Genomic DNA, 21543 nt, shown 5'->3' with positions numbered 1-21543 from the left:
CAATTGTCCCAGCCTCTACATCTATCTCTTCAATTTCTCTTTCAGCTTCGCGTTCTGTTCGTCTAAACGACGTTTACGTTCAGCGTTACGTTTGGCAAGTCTCGCTTCCTCTTCAGGATCGCGTTTCTGTGCTAAACGTTTCTCAACTTTTTCAAGTAGTTCTTCTTCAGTTGCAGCTGCTAGAGGGCGATTATTGACAAATGCGAAAGTTTTTCGTCTACCTGGTCCACAGTAAGACTGGCATGCGATTTCAACTTCAGCATCTGGATCTAACTTCTCTAACTTCGGTAGCAATGTTCTAAGACATACGCCTTGGCAATCATCGCACACTTGAAACTTATTACGCATTTGCTTCACCACCTTGATTAATTTTTATTTTTGCGTTGCGTTCAGTCATGCGTTCGAAGTAATTATTATACAACGTCCACATAGCATCTGTCATCTCATTATTTGATAAAGTTGCACTTAAGTCTTTCATAGCATACAGTAATTTGAATATGACTTCGTCTACTGTAAGCTCCACACCGAGCAATTCTGATAGACTCGCCATACACTCAGGATCTATTTCAGGATACCTAAATTTCGTAGCTTCACCGCGACGTGCCACATCATAAAATTGACGCATCAGTTCAGCACGTGCGCTCCCGCTGCCTTCGACACTAAGATAAATCTGGACCGCGATACCGTCTTTTACACGACGTTGTGAAATACCTGCAAATTTCTTATTATCAATACTTAAATCGTAACTTCCCGGGCAATATGAATGAACGATTTCTTTCGCTTCAATATGTTTATGATAATCTTTAAACATCTCCTGAATCAGTTCATACATATATTCATATCCCGCATCAATTGAAAATGTAATATCTCCGGGAAATATAATCGAAATATTGAGTACACCTGCATCGAGTACCACACCTAAACCGCCTGAATTACGAACAATAGCACCATACCCATGATTGTTTAGGAACGCTATTCCCTCTTCAATATAAGGCAGACGTACATCGTGCATACCGAGAATAATGACATGATCATGAATCCAAGTGCGTACCACACTATCATGATTTTGTTGTCCAATTAAATGACAGTACATATCATCAAAAGCAAAGGACTGCATTGGCTGCAGTCCTCGCGTATGATCTACGTATTGCCAATTCTCTTCAAAAATTGACTTCGTCATCTATTATAAAGATTGTGCTGCAGTGATGATTGATAATGAAACAACATCTTCTGTTGAACATCCACGTGATAAATCATTCACTGGTGCATTTAATCCTTGTAAGATTGGACCTACAGCATCAAATCCACCCAAGCGTTGCGCAATTTTGTAACCGATATTACCAGCTTCTAAGCTAGGGAATACGAATACATTTGCGTCACCTTGAATTGGTGATTCTGGTGCTTTTTTCGCTGCTACTGATGGTACGAATGCAGCATCAAATTGGAATTCTCCGTCAATAACTACGCCTTCTAAATCAGCTTCTGAAGCTAATTTTTCTTGTGCTAAGCGTGTTGCTTCTACAACTTTTTCAGTTTCAGGTGTTTTTGCTGAACCTTTAGTAGAGAAAGATAACATCGCAACTTTAGGTTCCATACCGAAAGCTTTTGCAGTCTTAGCAGACTCGATACCGATTTCAGCTAAAGCAGTTGCATCAAGTTCTGGATTGATTGCGCAATCACCCATTAAGTACTGCTCGTCTTCGCGAATCATAAAGAATACGCCTGATGTACGAGAAACACCTGGTTTAGTCTTGATGATTTGTAAAGCTGGACGTACAGTATCTGCTGTAGAATGTGCTGCTCCTGATACAAGACCTGCTGCACGACCTGTATAAACTAACATCGTACCGAAATAGTTCGGATCATTTAGCATTTGTGTCGCTTGCTCTTCTGTCGCTTTACCTTTACGACGCTCAACAAACTTCGCGATTAATTCTTCACGTAATTCGTTGTTTGTTGGATCCATTAATTCAATTCCGTCAATTGATAAACCTAAATTTTCAGCAAGCGCTTGTACTTCTTCCACGTTCCCTAAAACGATTGGTGATACTTTATCACCTTTGTGTAATTCAACAGCTGCTTGTAATACACGCTCGTCTGTTCCTTCCGGTAAAACGATCTTCACATTTTTACCGGAAAGTTTTTCATTTAATACATCTAATAATTTAGCCATAATAGCCTCCTGAAATTTTGATTCATCCCCATTAACTATTATAGACTCTTTTTATATAAATTACACGTCATCAATATGTAAAATCTTCGAACATACATATGTTTCGAGATATGTTAGAATAATAATGATTACAATTAGAGGAGAGATGGACAATGAACGAAGCAGCAAAAACATTAGACGGTTGGTATAGCTTGCACTTATTTTATGCCATTGATTTCACAAGCTTAAAATTAGTTGAAGCAGAAGACCGTACAAAAATGATTGAAGAATTCCGTGAATTTATCAATAAATTAGAAGAAAATCATGTAGCTAAAGAAGGTTCTTACGCGCTTTATAACATTACAGGTCAAAAAGCCGATTTAATGCTTTGGATGTTACGTCCGGAAATGAAAGATTTAACAGCGGTTGAAACTGAATTTAATAAATTAGCAATTCGTGATTACTTAATCCCAACATATTCTTACGTATCAGTAATTGAGTTAAGTAACTATCTTGCACAAGGCTCTGACGAAGATCCATACGAGAACCCACATATTAAAGCAAGATTATATCCAGAATTACCACGCTCTGAGTATGTATGTTTCTATCCAATGGATAAACGACGCCAAGGTGAAGATAACTGGTACATGTTAGATATGGATCACCGCAAAGGATTAATGCGTTCACACGGTATGATCGGACGTGGGTATGCAGGTATCGTTAAACAGTTCATTACAGGATCAGTTGGATTTGACGATTACGAGTGGGGCGTTACTTTATTCTCAGACGACGTATTACAATTTAAGAAGTTAGTATACGAAATGCGTTTCGATGAAGTATCAGCGCGTTACGGTGAATTCGGTTCATTCTATGTTGGTAACATCTTAAAAACAGAAGATTTACAGGGATTATTTACAGTTTAATATATCGTTATGAGACAACCTTTTGGGGTTGTCTTTTTTTGCGAGTAGACTGAAGTTGAACTTCATAATCTATGTAGTGCATGTTCAGAAGTGACCTCAAATCGTTTTTGACGACACTTCCCTTTCTTCACTACAATACTTCAATCAAACCAACCATTTTATTTTTCCTGGACAACATGTATTGCGCCATCATTATGTAGTGTGACTGTAGATGCTCTTTCCTCTTTTTCATCAACTTCTCTAAATCTTCTATAATCATTGATATAACAGTTGTAGACATGACCATCGATTTTATCTGTCCACATTTTTTTATCACCTTTTTGATAAGTCACATTGACTTTACCTATCTTAACCTGATATTCATCTTTATTCTTTAGGATATAATACGTTGTGACATAGTCTTTTGTCTTGCCATCATAATACGCATATATACCGATACCCGATTCATTTGCATTAGAACTTAAAGATATACCACTTTCCTTGACGCCATCAAATAGTTGTTTCCCCACAGCTTCTTGTGCTTCTTTTTCTGTTGGAAATGTACTGCTCTCCAATTGGACAATCTGATTTTTCGTTACTTTCGGCAACTTTTGTGGGTTCATTAAATTTTGAATTGAAATACCTATCGCAAATATTCCAATAAGTATCAGAGCCATCATTAAAAATTTCTTCGTAAATATGTCTTTCATATCATCAACCCTTCTCTCTTTTAAAAATCAAAAACGCCTGCAATGCTTATGCATTTGCAGGCGAATGATTCTAATCATAAGTAAATATGTTCTCACCATACAAATTCCTTACTATTAGCATAATCGTCTTTCTATATTTTTACAATTATCATAAGTAAGGTTATTTGCTGGTAATCTATTTTGATTATTGTGTTTTAATTTTATTTGTATGCTTTTTCTACTTCTTCAATTTGTTTTATAACAGTGACTGCCCCGCCACCTGAGAAATACCATAAGTACGGATCGATTTCTACGACTTTATCATTTTTCACTGCACTTACGTCTTTAATAACATCGTTAGATAATGCTTGTTTCGCAGATGATTTACCACCAACTGCTACTCCACGATCCATCGCATAGATGATATCCGGATTTGTTTTGTTAATATATTCAAAGTTAATAACTTGTCCGTGTCCTTTTGCCTGAATATTTTTGTCCGCTTCTTTCACGCCTAATACATCATGAATAAATCCGAAACGTCCACCTTTTCCAAATACAGATAATTCACCTTCATTGGCTAATACAAATAATCCTTTGTCTTTAGACTTTTCAGTCATTGCTTTTACTTCTTCAATCTTTTTGTCTAAATCATCAATTAATGTTGTTGCTTCTTTTTCTTTACCAAAAATTTTACCGATATTTTCAGTATTTTCTTTTACGCTTTCGATATACTTCGTATCATCAGTACCAACATATAAAATAGTAGCGTCTGGTGCTGCTTTTTTCATTTCTTCCATTACTTTTTGTGTTGCCTGGCGTCCAGAAATTAAGATTAATTCTGGTTGTTGTTCAGCTAATTTCTCAAAATTAGGTTCTCTTAAGCTTCCTAAGTTTGTATATTTATCATCTTTAAAGTTTTCAAGGAATGATGGAACACTGCGATTGCCTTCACCTTTAGGTAATCCTTTAACTTCACCATCGACACCTAATTCCTGCATCGTTGCCAATGTTCCGTAGTCAAATACTGCAATATTTTTTGGGTTTTTCGACACTTCTACTGTTTCAGTTACGTCTTTTGCGTCACTGCCGTCTTCTTTTTCACCCATTAGCTTGTATTTATTTTCAATTTTAATCGTTTCAGCCTTATCTGAGTCTCCTGCTGTCTTATCTTCTGATTTTGTACTTTCTTTGTCATTACCACATGCTGCTAACACAATAATTAAAGCTAAAGTTAATACTAAACTAAAAATACGTTTCATTCCTATATTCTCCTTTGATATATGTATTATTCCCCTGTAAATAAATTAGCCCTACATTAAAAACTACCCGGCAACACTCCTTTCAAGAACTTGAATTATACTGCCTGCACTTCTTCTATAAATTCATCAACGGTCATGTGTTCATCATCAAAATAAACACAGATTTGCTGACCGAAGATACATTCAATTTGAATGTCCATATCGTATACTGCTTTTAACTTTTCAGTTGTGATAACATCTTCTTTCTTCCCGTCTAATAATACGACACCATCTTTTAATGCAATGATATAATCTGCATAACATGATGCAAAGTTAATATCATGAATTACGATAACAATCGTCTTTTGTTTTTCACGTACTAATCTACGTAGTAACTGCATCATCTGAACAGAATGTTTCATATCTAAATTATTCAACGGTTCATCTAAGAAGATATAATCCGTATCCTGAGCTAAAGTCATCGCGATATATGCGCGTTGTTTTTGTCCGCCTGATAATTCATCTAAGAAGCGATTTTCAAAAGGTTTGAGTTCTAAATATTCAATTGCTTCATCAACAATTGCATGATCTTCTTTTGTTAAGCGTCCTTTTGAATAAGGAAAACGTCCAAAGTTAACTAAGTCACGAACAGTGATTTTTAAGTTCGTATGATTACTTTGCTTTAAAACTGCGAGTTGCATTGCGATATCATCACTTTTCATCTCTTCAACCGGAGCATCATTTAACAATACAGCACCTCTATCGTAATCACTTAAACGTGTAATTGCTGATAACAATGTACTTTTACCGGCTCCATTCGGTCCGATAATCGCCGTGATTGCACCTTTTTTTATTTCCACGGAAATGTCACTTAGAATTTCTTTCTGTCCAATCGTTTTGTGCAAATGTTGTACTTTAATCATGTGCACCCTCCTTAAATAATAGATAGATGAAGTAAACGCCACCTATAAAGTTAATCAATATCGTAATTTCTGTTGTGCCATCAAATACATATTGATTGATCATTTGTCCAAGTAATAATGTAATGCCCGATACTGCAAATACCGAAATAATTAAATATTGATGCTTAAATGTCTGCATAAATTGATACGTTACGTTACAGACGATGATACCTAGAAATGTAATCGGACCAACGAGTGCAGTCGAGATACTGACTAATATTGCAACGACAAGCAACATGTTACGTGTTAATCTTTCAACGTTGACCCCTAAATTTGTTGCGTGTGTGTTCCCTAAACTTAATACATCTAACTCGTGTGCGTGACGATAAATATAAATGAGTAGCAGCACGATAATAATACAGCTGATGAGTAATAACTTTTCATTTACCGTATTAAAGCTTGCGAAAAGTTTATCTTGTAACAACAAGAAATCATCTGGATTCATCACCATATGCATAAAGCTCGAAAGACTAGAAAAGCATGTTCCCATTACAATCCCAAACAGTAATACGAAATAAACAGATGTATTTTTCTTAAAGACGATATTGAATAATAGTAATGTAAACAAAATCATCAGAACAACGGAAATAAAGAAGTTCACATATACATTAAAGAATAAATCTCCTAGTTTTCCGAAAAAGAAAATAATAATGGTCTGTATAAATAGGTAGACTGCATCAAGACCGATGACTGATGGTGTTAGCAAATGATTTTCAGTAATCGTCTGGAAGATGAGTGACGATACACCAATTGCTGCACCGACTAAAATAATAGCAGCAAGCTTTCGCAGTCTTGATGGCAGTACATAATCTAAAATTTGCAAGTTGAGTTGAATCATTACAAAGCCAATCATCAGTGCAATCATCACAAAAATGAGTAACGAGACTTTTTTCGTTGTATTAGACATATTCTTTCCTCCTTTTCAGAAGGATAATCATAAATACAACACTCCCTAAAATGCCTAGCGTTAGCCCAATCGGTATTTCGTATGGAAAGATAATAATTCGGCTGAATATATCAGCAATCATTACAATAATCGCTCCAAGAAGCGCAGTGTACGGTAACGCTTTATTCATATGATCCCCGACAAAAAGCCCAACAATATTCGGTACAATCAATCCCAGGAATGGTAATACACCGATTGTTACGACGACAGTGGCTGAAACAACTGCCGCAATAACTACGCCGAGATTCATTATCTTATTGTATGAAATACCTAAGTTCTTACTAAACGACTCTCCCATTCCGACAATCGTAAAGTGATGTGCAAAGAAGTACATAATAATAACCATCGGAATGATGATATACAGCACTTCATAACGTCCTTTCGTAATCATCGAAAAATCACCGACAAAGAAGTTAGAAATACTTTGCACTGCATTAAATCTTAATGCCATAAATGTTGCTAAGCTGGAAACGATATTACCCAGCATCAATCCGACAAGCGGAATGAATATCGCATCTTTAAACTTAACACGATTAACAATCCACATAAACATAAATGTTCCGAGAATAGCAGTTGTAATACTAAATCCAAGTTTTACTAATAGCGGCGCTTGCGCAAAGAAAATCATTGATATCAATACACCAAACTTCGCAAAATCCATTGTACCTGCTGTCGTCGGCGAAACGAATTTATTACGTGTAAGCTGCTGCATCAGTAACCCTGCAACACTTAATGCCACACCTGCCAATATGATAGATAGCGTCCTCGGGAAACGACTATTCATTAAAATATTCTTCTGATTGTCTGATAGATGCATTAAATGTTGCGGCGAAATATCAATCACCCCTACAAATATCGAAACAATCGATAATAATACTAATGCGATAAGACCATACATCATTTTCATTAACAAGAGCTCCAATCATAAATGATAATAATTATCATTGAGAAACATTTTCAATTATAATCATAACAGACTGAGAATTATTTTCAACCTGTATTTAAAAAAATACGTTGAAAACTTTGACATTATTAAAAAAGTTGTATTGGTAATGCTTTATTCCATGATATATTGAACAATAAGAAAAACACAGAGGGGTGACTTTTATGAATAAACAACATGGAGAACAGGCACTGGAAAAAACGATAGGTTTCTGGACTGCCATTACTGTCGTTATTGGTACAATTATCGGCTCAGGGGTTTTCGTTAAACCGTCAGTCGTATTAAATCATGCAGGTACAAGTGACATGGCAATCTGGGCATGGGTTGTCGGAGGTATTTTAACGCTTGCAGCAGGACTTACAATTGCTGAAGTTGGCGCACAGATTCCTAAAACAGGTGGTCTTTATGCTTACATTAGAGATATTTACGGTCCATTCTGGGGATTCTTAACAGGATGGATGCAAACTGTTATATATGGACCAGCAATAATCGCTTCATTGTCTTTATTTTTTGGTATTTTAGTAACAAACTTCTTTGAACTAGATCCTGCACTAGGTATATGGATCGGTATTGCAGCATTTACTTTCCTTGTTATCCTTAATATTATGGGTACTGGTCTAGGTGGTGCAATGCAGACATTTACAACAATCTGTAAATTGATACCTGTATTTGCGATTATCATATTTGGTCTATTATGGGGTAAAGAAGGTATATTCAGTCAAGACGTTACTAGCCTTATTAAAAACCAAGAAGAAATTAACTTTGGTCGTGCTGTTTTAGCAACGCTTTTCGCCTATGATGGATGGATTCTATTAACAAACTTAACCGGAGAAATGAAAAATCCAAAAAGAAATTTACCGTTAGCAATGTTTGCCGGCTTAAGTGTTGTAACACTTGCTTACGTCCTGATTAATATCGCTGTATTTCATGTTATTCCTGCAGATAAATTAGTAGGTATGGGGAATACTTCTTCAGCGGAAGCAGCTAAGATTTTATTCGGTGATTTCGGTTCTAAATTTGTAAATATCGGTGTTATCATTTCAATATTCGGATGCTTAAACGGTAAAATTATGACATTCCCACGTATTCCATTTGCGATGGCCGATGATCATCTATTACCATTCGATAAAGCAATCAGCTATGTCAGCCCTAAATTTAAATCGCCAATCGGTGCACTAATCGCTGTTTACATTATCAGTTTGGTGTTATTATTACTGACGATTGTCATTCCTGATATCGTTAATGCAGATTACTTATCAGAAGTATGTATCTTTATTATTTATATCTTCTATAATGCAGCATTTATCGGTCTATTTTTATTAAGACAACGCAATAAAGGTATGAATCGCGATTACTCAGTGCCGCTTTATCCGATTGTTCCAATTGTTGCATTACTGGGTGGATTATTTATTATCATCAGTACATTAATGAGTGACTTTATCGGTTCTATGCTAGGTGTGGCATTTGTTATCATTGGTATTCCGTTCTACTTTATTTTAAGAAAGAGGCATTTAGATGTTTAATGCCTGTTAAATGGGATATATATAAATTATATATTAATAGAAATGAGGCAAATGATTATGAATAAATTAGTGAGATTAATTATTAAATTAAGTCCTATATTAATTCCAATCGTAAAGAGACAATTAGAAAAACGTGCACAACAACAATCAAATACACAATCACAACAAGTTAATAATAAGTAATAAAAATAAGGCTAACGCGTATACGTTAGCCTCATTTTTTTAGAGTTTAATTGCTGCCAACATGAGTGTAACCCATGCTGCAATAAACAATACGCCACCAATCGGTGTAATAGCACCTAATATTTTAATTTGTGTTAAAGCTAAAATGTATAAAGAGCCGCTAAAGAAAACAATACCAAGTGTCATCATCCAGCCTGCTGCATTTAAATTTAACTTTGTTGTACCATTTAATATACCAATCGCTATTAATCCTAGTGCATGATACATTTGATATGTTGTTGCTTTCTCCCAGATGGCCATATACTTCTCACTTAACTTACCTTCTAAACCATGGGCACCAAATGCGCCACATGCCACTGCTATCATTGCATTAATCGCACCGATAATTAAAAATAATTTCATCACTTATTCCTCCTGAATTTAAAAATCAAATATTGAATCACCGTTACCGAAACCGTCATCCGTTTTTACTTTATTATCACTTAAAACTACTTTAGCACCCATCATCTTCAATTCTTCAGTAGTAATACCTGCATGAGGGCCTGTGCTTCTACTTATATTTGTCGGCTGCAATGGTGTATCAGGCATTGCTACACCACTTTCTTCAGTTTGCCCGAAACGCGCTAACATTTCAATCGCATACAGATGCTTATTAAACGCTGCATCACTATTCGCTTGTTTCAAAAGCGTTATTTCCTGAGATAATTGTGCAATTAATTTCTGGTTCATGATAAATCCTCCCTTGCCCAGTTAATTGGCGTTAATCCGTGCATTTCTAAATCCTGGTTTATTTTACTGAAGGGTTTTGAACCGAAGAATCCACGATATGCACTTAGTGGACTAGGATGGACACTTTTAATAATTCTATGTTTATCTGTATCGATATACTGGATAAGTTTTTGCGCTGGACTGCCCCATAGGACAAAGACAACATGTTCTTTATGAACAGAAACCGCTTCAACGATGGCCTGCGTAAAATACTCCCATCCAATACCTTGATGTGCATTCGGCGTCTTTTGTTCGACAGTGAGCACTCTGTTCAAAAGTAGTACACCTTCTTTAGCCCATCCGGTAAGATCACCTGTTACACGCGTGATACCTAAGTCGCTTTCAAGTTCTTTATACATATTACGTAGCGATGGTGGTAATTTAGTACCATCTTGCACCGAGAATGCTAAGCCATGCGCTTGATTCGGACCATGATACGGATCTTGTCCGATAACAACTACTTTAACATTTTCAAAAGGCGTTAAAGCAAATGCATTATAAATCGCTTCACGCGGCGGATAAACCGTTTTCGTATTGTAAGCTTCTTCTAAAAATGCATCCATATCTGAAAAATCATGTGCTAATTTAATTTCATGAAATATCTTTTGCCAATCCATAACTTCACCTCATTGAAATTGTAACATAACTTAGTGTTTATTTATTTTTTAAAATCCTTATTAATGATATGATATTATAACAAATAACTTTATAGGGGAAATGAATGATGAGCTTAAAAAAGATTTTAACAATTGCGGGATCTGATACAAGTGCCGGAGCTGGTATGCAGGCTGACTTAAAAACTTTCCAGGAATATAACACATACGGGATGGTAGCATTAACTGCTGTTGTAGCAATGGATCCAGAAACTTGGGGACATGACGTTACACCACTCCCAATTGAGTTATTAGATAAACAAATTAAAACTGCATTATCAATCGGACCAGATGCAATTAAAACAGGTATGCTAGGTACTGAAGAAATCATTGAACGTGCCGCAATTGCTTTCGAAGATTCTGATGCAGAGTTCTTCGTAGTAGACCCTGTTATGGTATGTAAAGGGGAAGATGAAGTACTTAACCCAGGTAATACCGATGCCATGATTAAATACTTATTACCACTTGCTACAATTGTCACACCTAACTTGTTTGAAGCAGGTCAATTATCTGGTTTAGGTAAGTTGACGACAATCGAGCAGATGAAAGAAGCAGCAAAGATTATTCACGAACGTGGCGCAAAACACGTTATCATTAAAGGTGGAAAAGCATTAGAATCTGATGAAGCATTAGATTTATACTATGATGGTGTAACTTATACATTACTGACAACAGATAAATTCCAATCATCATATAACCACGGTGCAGGGTGTACATTTGCGGCAGCAACAACTGCAAACTTAGCATTAGGTAAATCTCCACGTGAAGCTGTAATTGCTGCTAAAGGATTTGTAGCATCAGCAATTAAACACGGCTGGAAAATGAACGAATTTGTTGGCCCAGTACAACACGGTGCTTACAATAACGTTGAGAAGATTGAAGTAACTGTAGAAGAAGTTTAATTTAAATGCTGGGACAATTGTCTCAGCTTTTTTATGTCTTTTTTTCGTATGCAAGCTCAAAAGGTATAATTTTTACAATTTATTTAGTAAAATAGTCTAGTATAAACTTTGAGGAGCAATGAAGATGGAATTAATCGAAAAACAACAAGTACAGGAGCTATTGAATCAATTTCAAGGCAAGCCTGTCTATTTACATGTAGAAACGACAAACGGTGCTTATGCAAGTCACTTTGACCAAAAAGTGTTCAATGCGGGTACATTCTTACGTAATATTCAAGTATCATATATTCAAGGGATTATTACTGGCGGCGGAAAAGAACCTTTCCGTGTCGGTTTAAAATTAAATGGCGGATGGATATACGTGCAAGGTTTAACACATTTTGAAATAGACGAGCAAGGTCGTTTCTTAATGGCAGGATTAAACTATCAAGGGCAGCTTGCAGCAGCTCTTGAAATAAGCGAAACGCCATTTGAGGTTTAAGGGGGAAATGATGATGGAACAAGAAAGACAAGTACTCGTAATCTTCCCTCACCCGGATGATGAAGCATTCGGTGTATCAGGTACGATTATGAAACATATCGATGCAGGTACGCCTGTCACTTATGCATGCCTTACTTCAGGACAAATGGGGAGAAACCTAGGCAATCCCCCATTTGCAACACGTGAAACGCTGCCTAAGATTCGCGAGAAAGAATTGGAAGATGCATGTCGCGTTATGGGAATTACTGACTTACGTAAAATGGGTTACCGTGACAAAACGTTGGAATTTGAATTATTAGATGACTTAACAGATATGGTTACAGGATTAATCAATGATTTAAATCCTTCAAAAATTATTTCGTTCTATCCAGGTTACTCTGTGCATCCAGATCATGAAGCAACAGCTGATGCAGTAGTTGAGGCAGTCCGTCGTATGGACGGTGAGAAACCTAAATTACATTTAGTCGCTTTTAGTAATGATACAGTTGAGAATATTGGCCAACCCAATGTTGAATATGATATTTCGGGATATGAAGAAAGAAAGATGAATGTATTAGGTGCACATGCATCCCAAACAGGACCAATGCTAGAAAATTTAGCAGCAAATACACAAGAAGCAGAAGCGGCAAAAGATATGTGGCTTCGAAAAGAACGCTTCTACGAATACGAAGTTTAATTAGGAGAATGAGATGGATCAATATAATTTAAATACACGTGAAGGTCGCTGGAAACATTTCGGTTCAGTAGATCCTATTAAAGGGACTAAACCTACTGAGAAAGAAAAGATGACTGACCTGCAAAGTTCAAAAAAAGATTTTTTATTTGAAATCGATCATGTAGGTATTAAAAATTTAACATATCCAGTCCGTCTGGATGGATATCAAACAGCAGGAACATTTAGCTTATCTACACATTTAGCTAAAGATGAAAAAGGCATTAACATGAGCCGTATTTTAGAATCCGTTGAAGCCCATTATGATAATGGTTTATCGCTTGATTTTGAAACATTAAAAGCAGTATTAGTTACTTTACAGACAGTGATGCATCAAAAAGATGCGACAGTTGATGTAGATGCGAAATGGTTCTTTGACCGTTTCAGTCCGGTTACGAATTTACGTGCAATCGGACATGCAGACACGCGTTTTTCTATGACAGTAGAAGGTGATGCTGTAGTTAATAAATCACTAACATTAACAGCAATGGTAACAACACTTTGTCCATGTTCTAAAGAAATCAGTGAATACTCTGCTCATAACCAACGCGGAATTGTGACAGTAAAGGCTGACTTCGCGCCAGAAGGTGAATTACCTGACGATTTTAAAGAACGTATCTTAGAAGCGATGGAAGTTAATGCAAGTTCAATGCTCTATCCTATATTAAAACGTACAGATGAGAAATCAGTAACCGAACGTGCTTATGAAAATCCTCGTTTCGTTGAAGACTTATTACGTTTAATCGCAGCTGATCTTGTTGAATTAGAATTCGTTGAAGGGTTCACAATCGAATGTCGTAATGAAGAATCCATTCATCAGCACGATGCATTCGCTCGTTTAACTTATAAGAAATAGGTGATTGTCATGTCTGAAAAGGAAAAAATGATTGCCGGATTGATGTATGATCCTAGTGATTTAGAATTAAAGAATGACCGTTTGAATGCTAAATTAACTGTGCGTGCGTATAATAACACGCCTGAAAATTTAGCAGATGAACGAAAAAAACGCATTAAAGCAATTCTTGGTTCAACTAAAGAACATGTTACGATTGAAACAGATTTCCGTTGTGACTATGGTTATAATATTCATGTGGGTGAAAACTTTTATGCTAATCATGATTTAACGATTTTAGATGTTGCACCAGTAACTATCGGCGATAATTGTATGATAGCGCCTGGCGTCCATATCTATACAGCAACTCATCCGGTTGACCCCGCCCAGCGCAATAGCGGTTTAGAGTATGCTAAACCGGTTGTAATCGGAGATAATTGCTGGATTGGCGGTCGTAGTGTGATTAATCCAGGTGTGACGATTGGCAATAACGTTGTGATTGCCAGTGGCGCAGTTGTAACGAAAGATGTACCTGATAACGTTGTAGTGGCAGGTGTGCCATCCCGCGTTATACAAGTAATAGAATAATATGAAGAAAGCGATGATACATGTAGAGATCATCGCTTTTTATTTGGATGTGACAATAAATCTAGTGCGTCTTGTCCGATATACCACTTATATCGGACTTGTTTGGCTCTGTGAAATCTAAACTTCTCCATTCATCACTTGCATAATTGCGCGTCCGACACCGCTGTCTTCATTAGATCCAGCCATATAACGCGCTGCAGCTTTTACTTCATCTGTACCGTTTTCCATTGCAAATGAATACTGCGCTTTCTCAATCATCGAAATATCATTTAAATTATCACCAATCGCCATCACTTGATCCATTGTGATATTTAGTTGTTCGCATAGCGCCTCTAATGCAATTCCTTTTTGTGCATCATTATGTGTGATTTCAATGTTACCACGAGATGACGCTGATACTGCTAAATGTTTAAACTGCGCGAGTTCAGCTTTAGCGGCATCAATTTTTTCTAAATCACTAGAGAAGGCTAAGAATTTCATCACGATCTCACCATCACGTTCGTATACTTCCTGATAATTTGATACTTCTTTCAGTGATCCATTATCAATTCGTTTCTGGATAGAGTGGCGTATTTTTTCTACATCCGGTGTGTGTCCCATCTTTTCTGCAATATCCAGATAAATTTGTAAGTCTTTCTCTTTATCTTCCGTATAAATGCGTGCACTTGTGTATACCTGATAATACAAACTATATTTATCTAATATCGAAGTAACATCTTTAATCTGCTGATCGCTTAATTTCGAAGTATGTCTAATATTGAATTCCTCATCACGTACTTCTGCACCATTCAAGCAAATGAATGGTACTTTTAATCCTGTCGGTTTAATAGGCGTATTCGCTTCATAGAATGCACGTCCTGTAGCAATGACAACTGTAACACCTTTTGATTGTGCATATTCAATCGCCTTAATATTTTCTTCAGATACTTCATGTGCGCTGTTTAATAATGTTCCATCCATATCGGTTGCAATTAGTTTAATCATGGGCTCATCTCCTCATTTGAATACATACAGTTTAACAAATTTTTTAAGCGATATCTAAAATAACTCACTTTCAAGTTTTTTTTGTTTTTCGAGTAACTTTTTCTGTCTTAAAATTCTAAAGAAATCTTTCAGTAAGTTACTACATTCATCATGACATATCCCGCTAATCACAGTTGCCCGATGATTAAATTCCCGTTGATTGAGTAAGTTCATCAGACTGCCACTGCATCCACCTTTTTCATCATGTGCGCCGTAAACAACAATTGGTATACGACTCATCACGATAGCTCCACTGCACATCACACATGGTTCCAGTGTTACATACAACGTACACTCCTCTAAGCGCCACGACCCTAAATGTTCACTTGCTGCCTGAATTGCTTTCATCTCCGCATGATGAATCGGATTTTGTTCGGACTCCCGTGTATTAAATCCTCTACCGATAATTTCACCGTGATGGACTACTACAGCACCAATCGGTACTTCATCAATTGCTAAAGCTTTATTCGCTTCTTCAATTGCAAGTTTCATATAAACTTCATGATTCAAATTTTCGTCCACCTTCATAATTTTTGTGTTACAATACTATATACTATTTTATTCTACATTAGAGGAGATTATTATGACACCTTTATATATTGCAATTGAAGGCCCTATCGGTGTCGGCAAAAGTTCATTAACTACTTTACTTTCCAAACATCTAGGCGTTCCTGCGATGTACGAAATCGTAGAAGAGAATCCTTTTCTTTCAGACTTTTATGCTGACATTGAAAAGTGGAGCTTTCAAACCGAGATGTTCTTCTTATGCCATCGATACAAAGAGTTAAGTGAGTTAAGTAAAGATAAAGCTGTAGTCAGCGATTATCACATTCTAAAGAATAAAGTGTTTGCAAAGAATACTTTAAACTATAATGAATATGATAAATTTATCCGCATCTACGATATTTTGACTGAAGATATTAGAGAACCTGATGCAACGATATTCTTAACAGCAGATCTTGATACGTTAAAGAAACGTATCGCCAAACGTGCGCGTGACTTTGAACAAATCATTGAAGATGATTATCTGATTAAGTTAACCGATGATTATAAAAATGTATACGAATCTATGAAAGATAGTGATACAACCTTACTTATCGATACGACACATCTTGACTTTGTAAATAATCCACAAGATTTCGAACAAATATTACAACGCATTACCGCGAGAATTGGAGAACACAATGTACCAAATACCAAATGATGCAATTATTACTATCGCTGGCACAGTAGGTGTCGGTAAATCTTCTTTAACAAGAGCTTTAGCTGAAAAATTAAACTTTAAAACGTCTTTCGAAAAAGTTGATAATAATCCTTATCTTGAAAAATTCTATGCTGACTTTGATCGTTGGAGCTTCCATCTGCAAATATACTTTTTAGCAGAACGCTTCAAAGAACAAAAACGTATGTTTGAGTATGGTGGTGGATTTATTCAAGATCGCTCTATTTACGAAGACGTTGATATCTTTGCTAAGATGCATGAAGAAGGCGGTACGATGACGGCTGAAGACTTCAAAACGTATTATGAATTATATGAAGCCATGGTGATGACGCCATACTTCCCTAAACCTGACTGTTTAATCTATTTAGAGTGTGACTATGAATCTGTAATTAATCGTATCGCTGAGCGTGGACGTCAAATGGAAATTGAAACTGATGAAACTTACTGGCGTGCCTTATTTGCGCGTTATGAAAAGTGGATTGATGGTTTCAACGCCTGTCCAGTCGTACGTGTAAATATTAATGAATATGATGTGTATGACAATATCGATTCACTGGACCCTGTTATTCAAAAAATCGCAAAAGTCATTGAAACGCATAGAGCTATGCATAAAAGATAAAAGATAAAAATGGTACGGTAAAAATTTACCGTACCATTTTTATATTGTTTTATAACTCAAGTTTGTCAATCATTTCAGCGACACTATCTAGAACAACGTGGGCATTACGCAAATCCTGTTGATTACCAGATCCTGATAATACACCAACGATTTTACCAACTTCACCATTTTGCCCAAGTTCAATATCCATCTCTGTATCACCCACCATCATCGTTTTCTCTTTGGCAACATTTAAATCATTCATAATAAGCTGCAACAATTCTTTTTGGGGTTTATGATACTCTGATGTGTCACTCGTAATAATCATATCAAAATATTCACGGATGCTATATTTATCTATAAATAAATCCATTGAAGCTGTGTCATCCGCTGATACGACAGCAAGAAGGTAACCTTTATCATGTAGAGATTTCAATGTTTTCTGAACACCTTCAATAATTTCGATGTCTTCCACTTCATTGTCAGACGTTGCATGTTCAATCTTTTTAAGTAACCAGCTGGCCATCGCATCACCATTCGGAAGCTTCTCTAAACTGGATACGATTGCCTTTGCTGTTTTTGCACCAATCAATTTATCAACATGATCATCGACAATACCGAATGCGTCTTTTATTTCAGATTTTGGCACATGAATATTTGTACGGACTGAAAATTCGTTAATCAAGTCATCAGCTAACTTCACCACCGGATGGCCTAATTTCATTAATGTTCCGTCTTTATCAAATACGATTAATTTCGTCATAATCTTTTTCTTCTCCTTAGCTTTACTTTTATTATTTTTATACCCCTTTCACGCAAATATATCTCACTCGAACTTGAGTGAGATATATTATTTATTTGATTTCTAACGCTAAATCCCCTGCTTTCACATGGTTGAAACGTCGTGCGACACCGTAGTGTAATACATAAGTAACTACAAGCGGAAGTAATACGCCTGCAATCATAAATTGCGTAAATGGTACAACCCCTTGATCATTTAAGATTTGCATCGGTGCGATAAATCCGCATAAGCCGATGCCACCAATTTCATATGGCACGCCTAAATGAAATCCAAGGATTGCAACCGGTCCACTGATTGCAGCAGCTGCAAGTGGCGCTACCATAATTTTAGGGTTGTTTACAATGTTCGGGAACTGAACTTTAGGTGTACAAACGAGCTGTGCTAAGAAGCCACCTAAATCATTATCCTTTAATCCCATAGCTGTGTATCCTACAAATTGTGCTGAGATACCGACAAGTGCTGCCGCAGAAGATGCTGGGTCAAGTTGTAAGACGATAACCAGCGCTGCTGAAGATGCTGGTGTCATTACGATAACTGCAAATACGAGCGCAATCACTACAGATGAGATAAGTGGTTGTCCTTCTACAGATTGAGCGATCGATTTCGAAATAACGACTAATGCCGGTTCAACGACACGTGCGAGATAATAACCTACTACACTACCTACAAGCACTGCAGATGTTGGTACGGCCATCATGTCAAGAATCGTCTTTCCGGTTACTTTCTTCCCGACATACGTTGCTACGATTGCACCGATAATTGCACCGATTGGAAGTCCTGTCTGGATTGTAAATACTCCATTCACTTCTTTTAGTGCGTTACCGCCAATCGTTGCAGCAACCATTGCAGAAACTAATGTAATGCCATTTGCGCCTAAACTATAAGCAATCGCTCCTCCTAGTGCCGGCGCTAAAATTAACATCGAAATTGTGCCAAAAAGAACTAATAAATCAATGTGTAATAAACCACCTAGTGACTTTAAGAGCATGCCTACCCCGAGAGATACAAAGATACCGGCTGAGATACCTTGTGCTCCTTTTTCGAATCGATCCTTAAAATATGCTTTTTTACTCATCTCATGTTCCATAATTATCCACTCCTATTTTTAGTTTTTACATAATATGACCTTCTTTATCGTTACAAATATGAATATCCATAATTGACCACTCTCCTTAATATTTATTCTACTGAAATACACCATCCAAATGGATCTTCTTTCGAACCATTTTGAATGCTTGTATACGCCTTATATAGCTCTTCAGTTAATTTACCTGTATTACCATCGCCAATCGTTAATACTTCATCTTTATATTTAATCTCGCCAACCGGTGAGATAACGACTGCTGTTCCTGCACCAAATACTTCCGTTAAACTACCATCCTTTGCACTATCCACAACTTCCTGAATGCCGATGCGACGTTCTTCTACATCGTACCCTAAATGCTCAGCAAGCTCTAAAATAGACTTACGTGTAATACCTGGTAAAATACTGCCATTCAGTTCAGGTGTTACAAGCTTATTGTTGATAACAAAGAATATATTCATACTTCCTACTTCTTCAATATATGCTTGATCCACACCGTCTAGCCACAATACTTGATCATAGCCTAATTTTTCAGCTCTTGACTGAGCAATCAGACTTGCAGCATAGTTGCCTGCTGCCTTCGCAAAGCCTACACCACCTCTAACCGCTCTAACATATTCATCTTCAACATAGATTTTCGTTGGTGATAATTGTTCACCACCGTAATAAGCACCTACCGGAGATAAAAGAATCAAAAATTTATAGCTGAGCGCTGGTCTTACACCTAAGAATGGTTCATTCGCAAATACAATCGGTCTAATATATAAAGACTGGCCGGCGCCATCTGGAATCCACGCTTCTTCCAGTGCAACAAGCTGTTTGAGTGCTTGTACCATTTCCTCAACATCTATTTGAGGCATTTCTAATCGTTCACATGATTTATTCATTCGTTTAAAATTTTGGTCGGGGCGAAATAACTGAATACCATCTTTTGTCTTGTAAGCCTTCAGTCCTTCAAAGACTGCCTGACCATAATGAAGTACTTGCGAAGCTGGGCTCATGGAGATTTCCTGATAAGGGATGATTTTTTTATTATGCCAACCTTCTTCTTGTGTGTAATCCATTGAAAACATATAATCTGTAAAAAATCGACCAAATCCCAAGTTTTCAGGATCAGGCTTTTGCTGTTTATGCATTCGTTCTTCCACTTCAAAGACTGCTACCATTTCATTCAATCCTTTCAAAATTTATTATTAATGTCACTCAGTATAGCAACTCTAAATTTGTTTTTCAATAAGTTTTTAGAAAATTCTAATTGTTCTATATAATTAAAACGCTTACATTTTAAAAATCAAAAAAATCCGAAGAAATTCGCAGTATTTACTACGCATTTCTTCAGATTCTTTATAAAATTTATCAATTATTTATTTTCTTTTAAGTTAATTGCATCTAACATTTCTTTCGTCATCGCATCTAAATCAAACTTAGGTTCAAATCCCCATTGTTTCTTCGCTTCCGTTGCATCGATTGAGTTCGGCCAGCTTTGTGCAATACCTTCACGCACTGGATCTACATCATAATCAAGTTCGAAGTCTGGCATTACTTTACGAATGCTTGCAGCGATCATTTCGGGATCTACACTCATTGCTGTAACGTTAAATGCGTTACGGTCTTTTAAGTTTTCAGCAGGTGCTTCCATTAACTTGATAATTGCATCAATCGCGTCATCCATAAACATCATATCCATGTATGTACCTTTGTTGATGTATGAAGTGTATTTACCTTCACGAATCGCTTTGAAGTAGATTTCTACTGCATAGTCAGTCGTACCGCCACCTGGTTCTTTAACGTGTGAGATAAGACCTGGGAAACGTACACCACGCGTATCTACACCGAAACGGTGGAAGTAGTAGTCACATAATAACTCACCAGAAACTTTGTTTACACCATACATTGTTGTAGGACGTTGAATTGTAACTTGTGGTGTATTATCAGCTGGTGTGCTAGGACCAAAAGCTCCGATTGAAGATGGTGTAAAGAATTGCATGTTATATTTACGTGCAACTTCTAATGCATTCAATAATCCACCCATATTTAAGTTCCATGCAAATACCGGATTTTTCTCAGCAGTAGCTGATAATAATGCAGCCATATGCATTAATGTATCTGCTTTAAAGTCCGCAGCTAATTTGTCCATACGTTCAGCATCTGTTACATCTAACGCTTCGAAAGGACCTTCTAAAACTTTTGCGCCTTCTTCTGGACGACGTAAGTCTGTGGCTAATACATTGTCTACACCATAAATTTCACGTAATTTAAGCGTTAATTCAGTTCCGATTTGACCTAATGCACCAGTAATCATAATTCTTTTCATGTTTATACCCCTTTATGTACATTTGT

General features: G+C 36.6%; 27 protein-coding genes. 10 read left to right on the top strand and 17 right to left on the bottom strand.

Features of this window, described 5'->3' with window-relative positions; all coding sequences use genetic code 11:
- Positions 1 to 21: 21 nt before the first annotated feature.
- Genes BHX94_RS11115 through pta form a run of 3 tightly spaced genes read right to left on the bottom strand, consistent with a single transcriptional unit; the run spans position 22 to position 2173 of the window.
- Positions 22 to 348 (bottom strand): YuzB family protein, encoded by a 327-nt coding sequence (locus BHX94_RS11115; RefSeq protein WP_099577062.1) that lies wholly within the window; start codon positions 346 to 348, stop codon positions 22 to 24.
- Positions 341 to 1180, bottom strand: coding sequence for a lipoate--protein ligase family protein (locus BHX94_RS11110; protein WP_111746690.1), 840 nt, complete (start codon positions 1178 to 1180; stop codon positions 341 to 343). Before BHX94_RS11110 ends, BHX94_RS11115 begins: the two co-directional genes overlap by 8 nt.
- A gap of 3 nt (positions 1181 to 1183) precedes the next feature.
- A complete protein-coding gene (gene pta, locus BHX94_RS11105; RefSeq protein WP_096077904.1) occupies positions 1184 to 2173 on the bottom strand; it encodes a phosphate acetyltransferase in 990 nt (329 codons plus the stop codon).
- 152 nt (positions 2174 to 2325) lie between these two features.
- Here pta and hemQ point away from each other — a divergent pair, with 152 nt between their 5' ends.
- Positions 2326 to 3075, top strand: coding sequence for a hydrogen peroxide-dependent heme synthase (hemQ, locus tag BHX94_RS11100; protein ID WP_111746688.1), 750 nt, complete (start codon positions 2326 to 2328; stop codon positions 3073 to 3075).
- Positions 3076 to 3233: 158 nt separating this feature from the next.
- Here hemQ and BHX94_RS11095 read toward each other — a convergent pair whose 3' ends face one another.
- From BHX94_RS11095 to BHX94_RS11075, 5 genes are all read right to left on the bottom strand, one after another.
- On the bottom strand, positions 3234 to 3764 hold the full coding sequence (locus BHX94_RS11095; RefSeq protein WP_111746686.1) for a hypothetical protein: 531 nt from the start codon (positions 3762 to 3764) through the stop codon (positions 3234 to 3236).
- A 200-nt stretch (positions 3765 to 3964) separates the two neighbouring features.
- Complete coding sequence (locus BHX94_RS11090; protein ID WP_111746684.1) at positions 3965 to 5002, bottom strand: ferrated catecholamine ABC transporter substrate-binding lipoprotein SstD; 1038 nt, start codon at positions 5000 to 5002, stop codon at positions 3965 to 3967.
- Positions 5003 to 5097: 95 nt separating this feature from the next.
- On the bottom strand, positions 5098 to 5904 hold the full coding sequence (locus tag BHX94_RS11085) for an iron ABC transporter ATP-binding protein (protein WP_111746682.1): 807 nt from the start codon (positions 5902 to 5904) through the stop codon (positions 5098 to 5100).
- Complete coding sequence (locus tag BHX94_RS11080; protein ID WP_111746680.1) at positions 5897 to 6850, bottom strand: iron chelate uptake ABC transporter family permease subunit; 954 nt, start codon at positions 6848 to 6850, stop codon at positions 5897 to 5899. Before BHX94_RS11080 ends, BHX94_RS11085 begins: the two co-directional genes overlap by 8 nt.
- Positions 6843 to 7796: an ABC transporter permease gene (locus BHX94_RS11075; RefSeq protein ID WP_111746678.1), complete on the bottom strand. Its 954-nt coding sequence runs from the start codon at positions 7794 to 7796 to the stop codon at positions 6843 to 6845. Before BHX94_RS11075 ends, BHX94_RS11080 begins: the two co-directional genes overlap by 8 nt.
- A 200-nt stretch (positions 7797 to 7996) precedes the next feature.
- Between BHX94_RS11075 and BHX94_RS11070 the strand changes: the two genes are divergently transcribed.
- On the top strand, positions 7997 to 9355 hold the full coding sequence (locus BHX94_RS11070) for an APC family permease (protein ID WP_111746676.1): 1359 nt from the start codon (positions 7997 to 7999) through the stop codon (positions 9353 to 9355).
- A gap of 57 nt (positions 9356 to 9412) precedes the next feature.
- On the top strand, positions 9413 to 9538 hold the full coding sequence (locus BHX94_RS13115; protein ID WP_257790030.1) for a hypothetical protein: 126 nt from the start codon (positions 9413 to 9415) through the stop codon (positions 9536 to 9538).
- A gap of 39 nt (positions 9539 to 9577) precedes the next feature.
- On the opposite strand, the gene BHX94_RS11065 is transcribed toward BHX94_RS13115, so the two are convergent.
- From BHX94_RS11065 to BHX94_RS11055, 3 genes are read right to left on the bottom strand one after another with little or no spacing between them, the layout of a single operon-like run.
- The gene (locus BHX94_RS11065; RefSeq protein ID WP_199798156.1) at positions 9578 to 9943 is read right to left on the bottom strand and encodes a DUF423 domain-containing protein; all 366 of its coding nucleotides are present in this window, start codon (positions 9941 to 9943) and stop codon (positions 9578 to 9580) included.
- 15 nt (positions 9944 to 9958) lie between these two features.
- Entirely contained in the window at positions 9959 to 10267 is a 309-nt protein-coding gene (locus BHX94_RS11060; RefSeq protein ID WP_111746672.1) for a DUF5327 family protein, read from the bottom strand.
- Positions 10264 to 10923, bottom strand: a complete 660-nt coding sequence (locus BHX94_RS11055) for a uracil-DNA glycosylase (RefSeq protein WP_111746670.1) — start codon at positions 10921 to 10923, stop codon at positions 10264 to 10266. Before BHX94_RS11055 ends, BHX94_RS11060 begins: the two co-directional genes overlap by 4 nt.
- A 107-nt stretch (positions 10924 to 11030) precedes the next feature.
- Here BHX94_RS11055 and thiD point away from each other — a divergent pair, with 107 nt between their 5' ends.
- The 5 genes from thiD (at position 11031) to BHX94_RS11030 (ending at position 14474) form a co-directional block, all read left to right on the top strand.
- The gene (gene thiD, locus BHX94_RS11050; protein WP_111746668.1) at positions 11031 to 11861 is read left to right on the top strand and encodes a bifunctional hydroxymethylpyrimidine kinase/phosphomethylpyrimidine kinase; all 831 of its coding nucleotides are present in this window, start codon (positions 11031 to 11033) and stop codon (positions 11859 to 11861) included.
- Positions 11862 to 11985: 124 nt separating this feature from the next.
- Positions 11986 to 12342 (top strand): YojF family protein, encoded by a 357-nt coding sequence (locus BHX94_RS11045; RefSeq protein WP_096077892.1) that lies wholly within the window; start codon positions 11986 to 11988, stop codon positions 12340 to 12342.
- Between the two features lie 13 nt (positions 12343 to 12355).
- Complete coding sequence (gene bshB2, locus BHX94_RS11040) at positions 12356 to 13018, top strand: bacillithiol biosynthesis deacetylase BshB2 (RefSeq protein ID WP_199798155.1); 663 nt, start codon at positions 12356 to 12358, stop codon at positions 13016 to 13018.
- A 13-nt stretch (positions 13019 to 13031) separates the two neighbouring features.
- Positions 13032 to 13910 (top strand): GTP cyclohydrolase FolE2, encoded by an 879-nt coding sequence (gene folE2 / locus BHX94_RS11035; protein WP_111746664.1) that lies wholly within the window; start codon positions 13032 to 13034, stop codon positions 13908 to 13910.
- Positions 13911 to 13919: 9 nt separating this feature from the next.
- Positions 13920 to 14474 carry a sugar O-acetyltransferase gene (locus BHX94_RS11030; RefSeq protein ID WP_199798154.1) on the top strand — a complete coding sequence of 185 codons (555 nt, stop codon included), beginning with the start codon at positions 13920 to 13922 and terminating at the stop codon, positions 14472 to 14474.
- A gap of 117 nt (positions 14475 to 14591) precedes the next feature.
- Here BHX94_RS11030 and BHX94_RS11025 read toward each other — a convergent pair whose 3' ends face one another.
- Positions 14592 to 15458: a Cof-type HAD-IIB family hydrolase gene (locus BHX94_RS11025; protein ID WP_111746662.1), complete on the bottom strand. Its 867-nt coding sequence runs from the start codon at positions 15456 to 15458 to the stop codon at positions 14592 to 14594.
- Positions 15459 to 15512: 54 nt separating this feature from the next.
- Positions 15513 to 16025 (bottom strand): tRNA adenosine(34) deaminase TadA, encoded by a 513-nt coding sequence (gene tadA, locus BHX94_RS11020; RefSeq protein ID WP_111746660.1) that lies wholly within the window; start codon positions 16023 to 16025, stop codon positions 15513 to 15515.
- A 55-nt stretch (positions 16026 to 16080) separates the two neighbouring features.
- Between tadA and BHX94_RS11015 the strand changes: the two genes are divergently transcribed.
- Together BHX94_RS11015 and BHX94_RS11010 are read left to right on the top strand one after the other, a co-directional pair.
- Positions 16081 to 16701 (top strand): deoxynucleoside kinase, encoded by a 621-nt coding sequence (locus tag BHX94_RS11015; RefSeq protein WP_111746658.1) that lies wholly within the window; start codon positions 16081 to 16083, stop codon positions 16699 to 16701.
- Positions 16682 to 17338: a deoxynucleoside kinase gene (locus BHX94_RS11010; RefSeq protein ID WP_111746656.1), complete on the top strand. Its 657-nt coding sequence runs from the start codon at positions 16682 to 16684 to the stop codon at positions 17336 to 17338. The genes BHX94_RS11015 and BHX94_RS11010 overlap by 20 nt, the downstream gene beginning before the upstream one ends.
- 49 nt (positions 17339 to 17387) lie before the next feature.
- Here BHX94_RS11010 and BHX94_RS11005 read toward each other — a convergent pair whose 3' ends face one another.
- From BHX94_RS11005 to BHX94_RS10990, 4 genes are all read right to left on the bottom strand, one after another.
- A complete protein-coding gene (locus BHX94_RS11005; protein WP_111746654.1) occupies positions 17388 to 18080 on the bottom strand; it encodes an HAD family hydrolase in 693 nt (230 codons plus the stop codon).
- 91 nt (positions 18081 to 18171) lie between these two features.
- Positions 18172 to 19206, bottom strand: coding sequence for a PTS sugar transporter subunit IIC (locus BHX94_RS11000; protein ID WP_232508207.1), 1035 nt, complete (start codon positions 19204 to 19206; stop codon positions 18172 to 18174).
- A gap of 92 nt (positions 19207 to 19298) precedes the next feature.
- On the bottom strand, positions 19299 to 20369 hold the full coding sequence (locus BHX94_RS10995; RefSeq protein ID WP_096077883.1) for a branched-chain amino acid aminotransferase: 1071 nt from the start codon (positions 20367 to 20369) through the stop codon (positions 19299 to 19301).
- A 194-nt stretch (positions 20370 to 20563) separates the two neighbouring features.
- On the bottom strand, positions 20564 to 21517 hold the full coding sequence (locus BHX94_RS10990) for an L-threonine 3-dehydrogenase (RefSeq protein ID WP_111746652.1): 954 nt from the start codon (positions 21515 to 21517) through the stop codon (positions 20564 to 20566).
- Between the last annotated feature and the right edge of the window lie 26 nt (positions 21518 to 21543).

This window comes from Macrococcoides bohemicum, from assembly GCF_003259675.1.
GTDB lineage: Bacteria > Bacillota > Bacilli > Staphylococcales > Staphylococcaceae > Macrococcoides > Macrococcoides bohemicum.
This window is presented reverse-complemented; position numbering and strand designations above follow the sequence as displayed.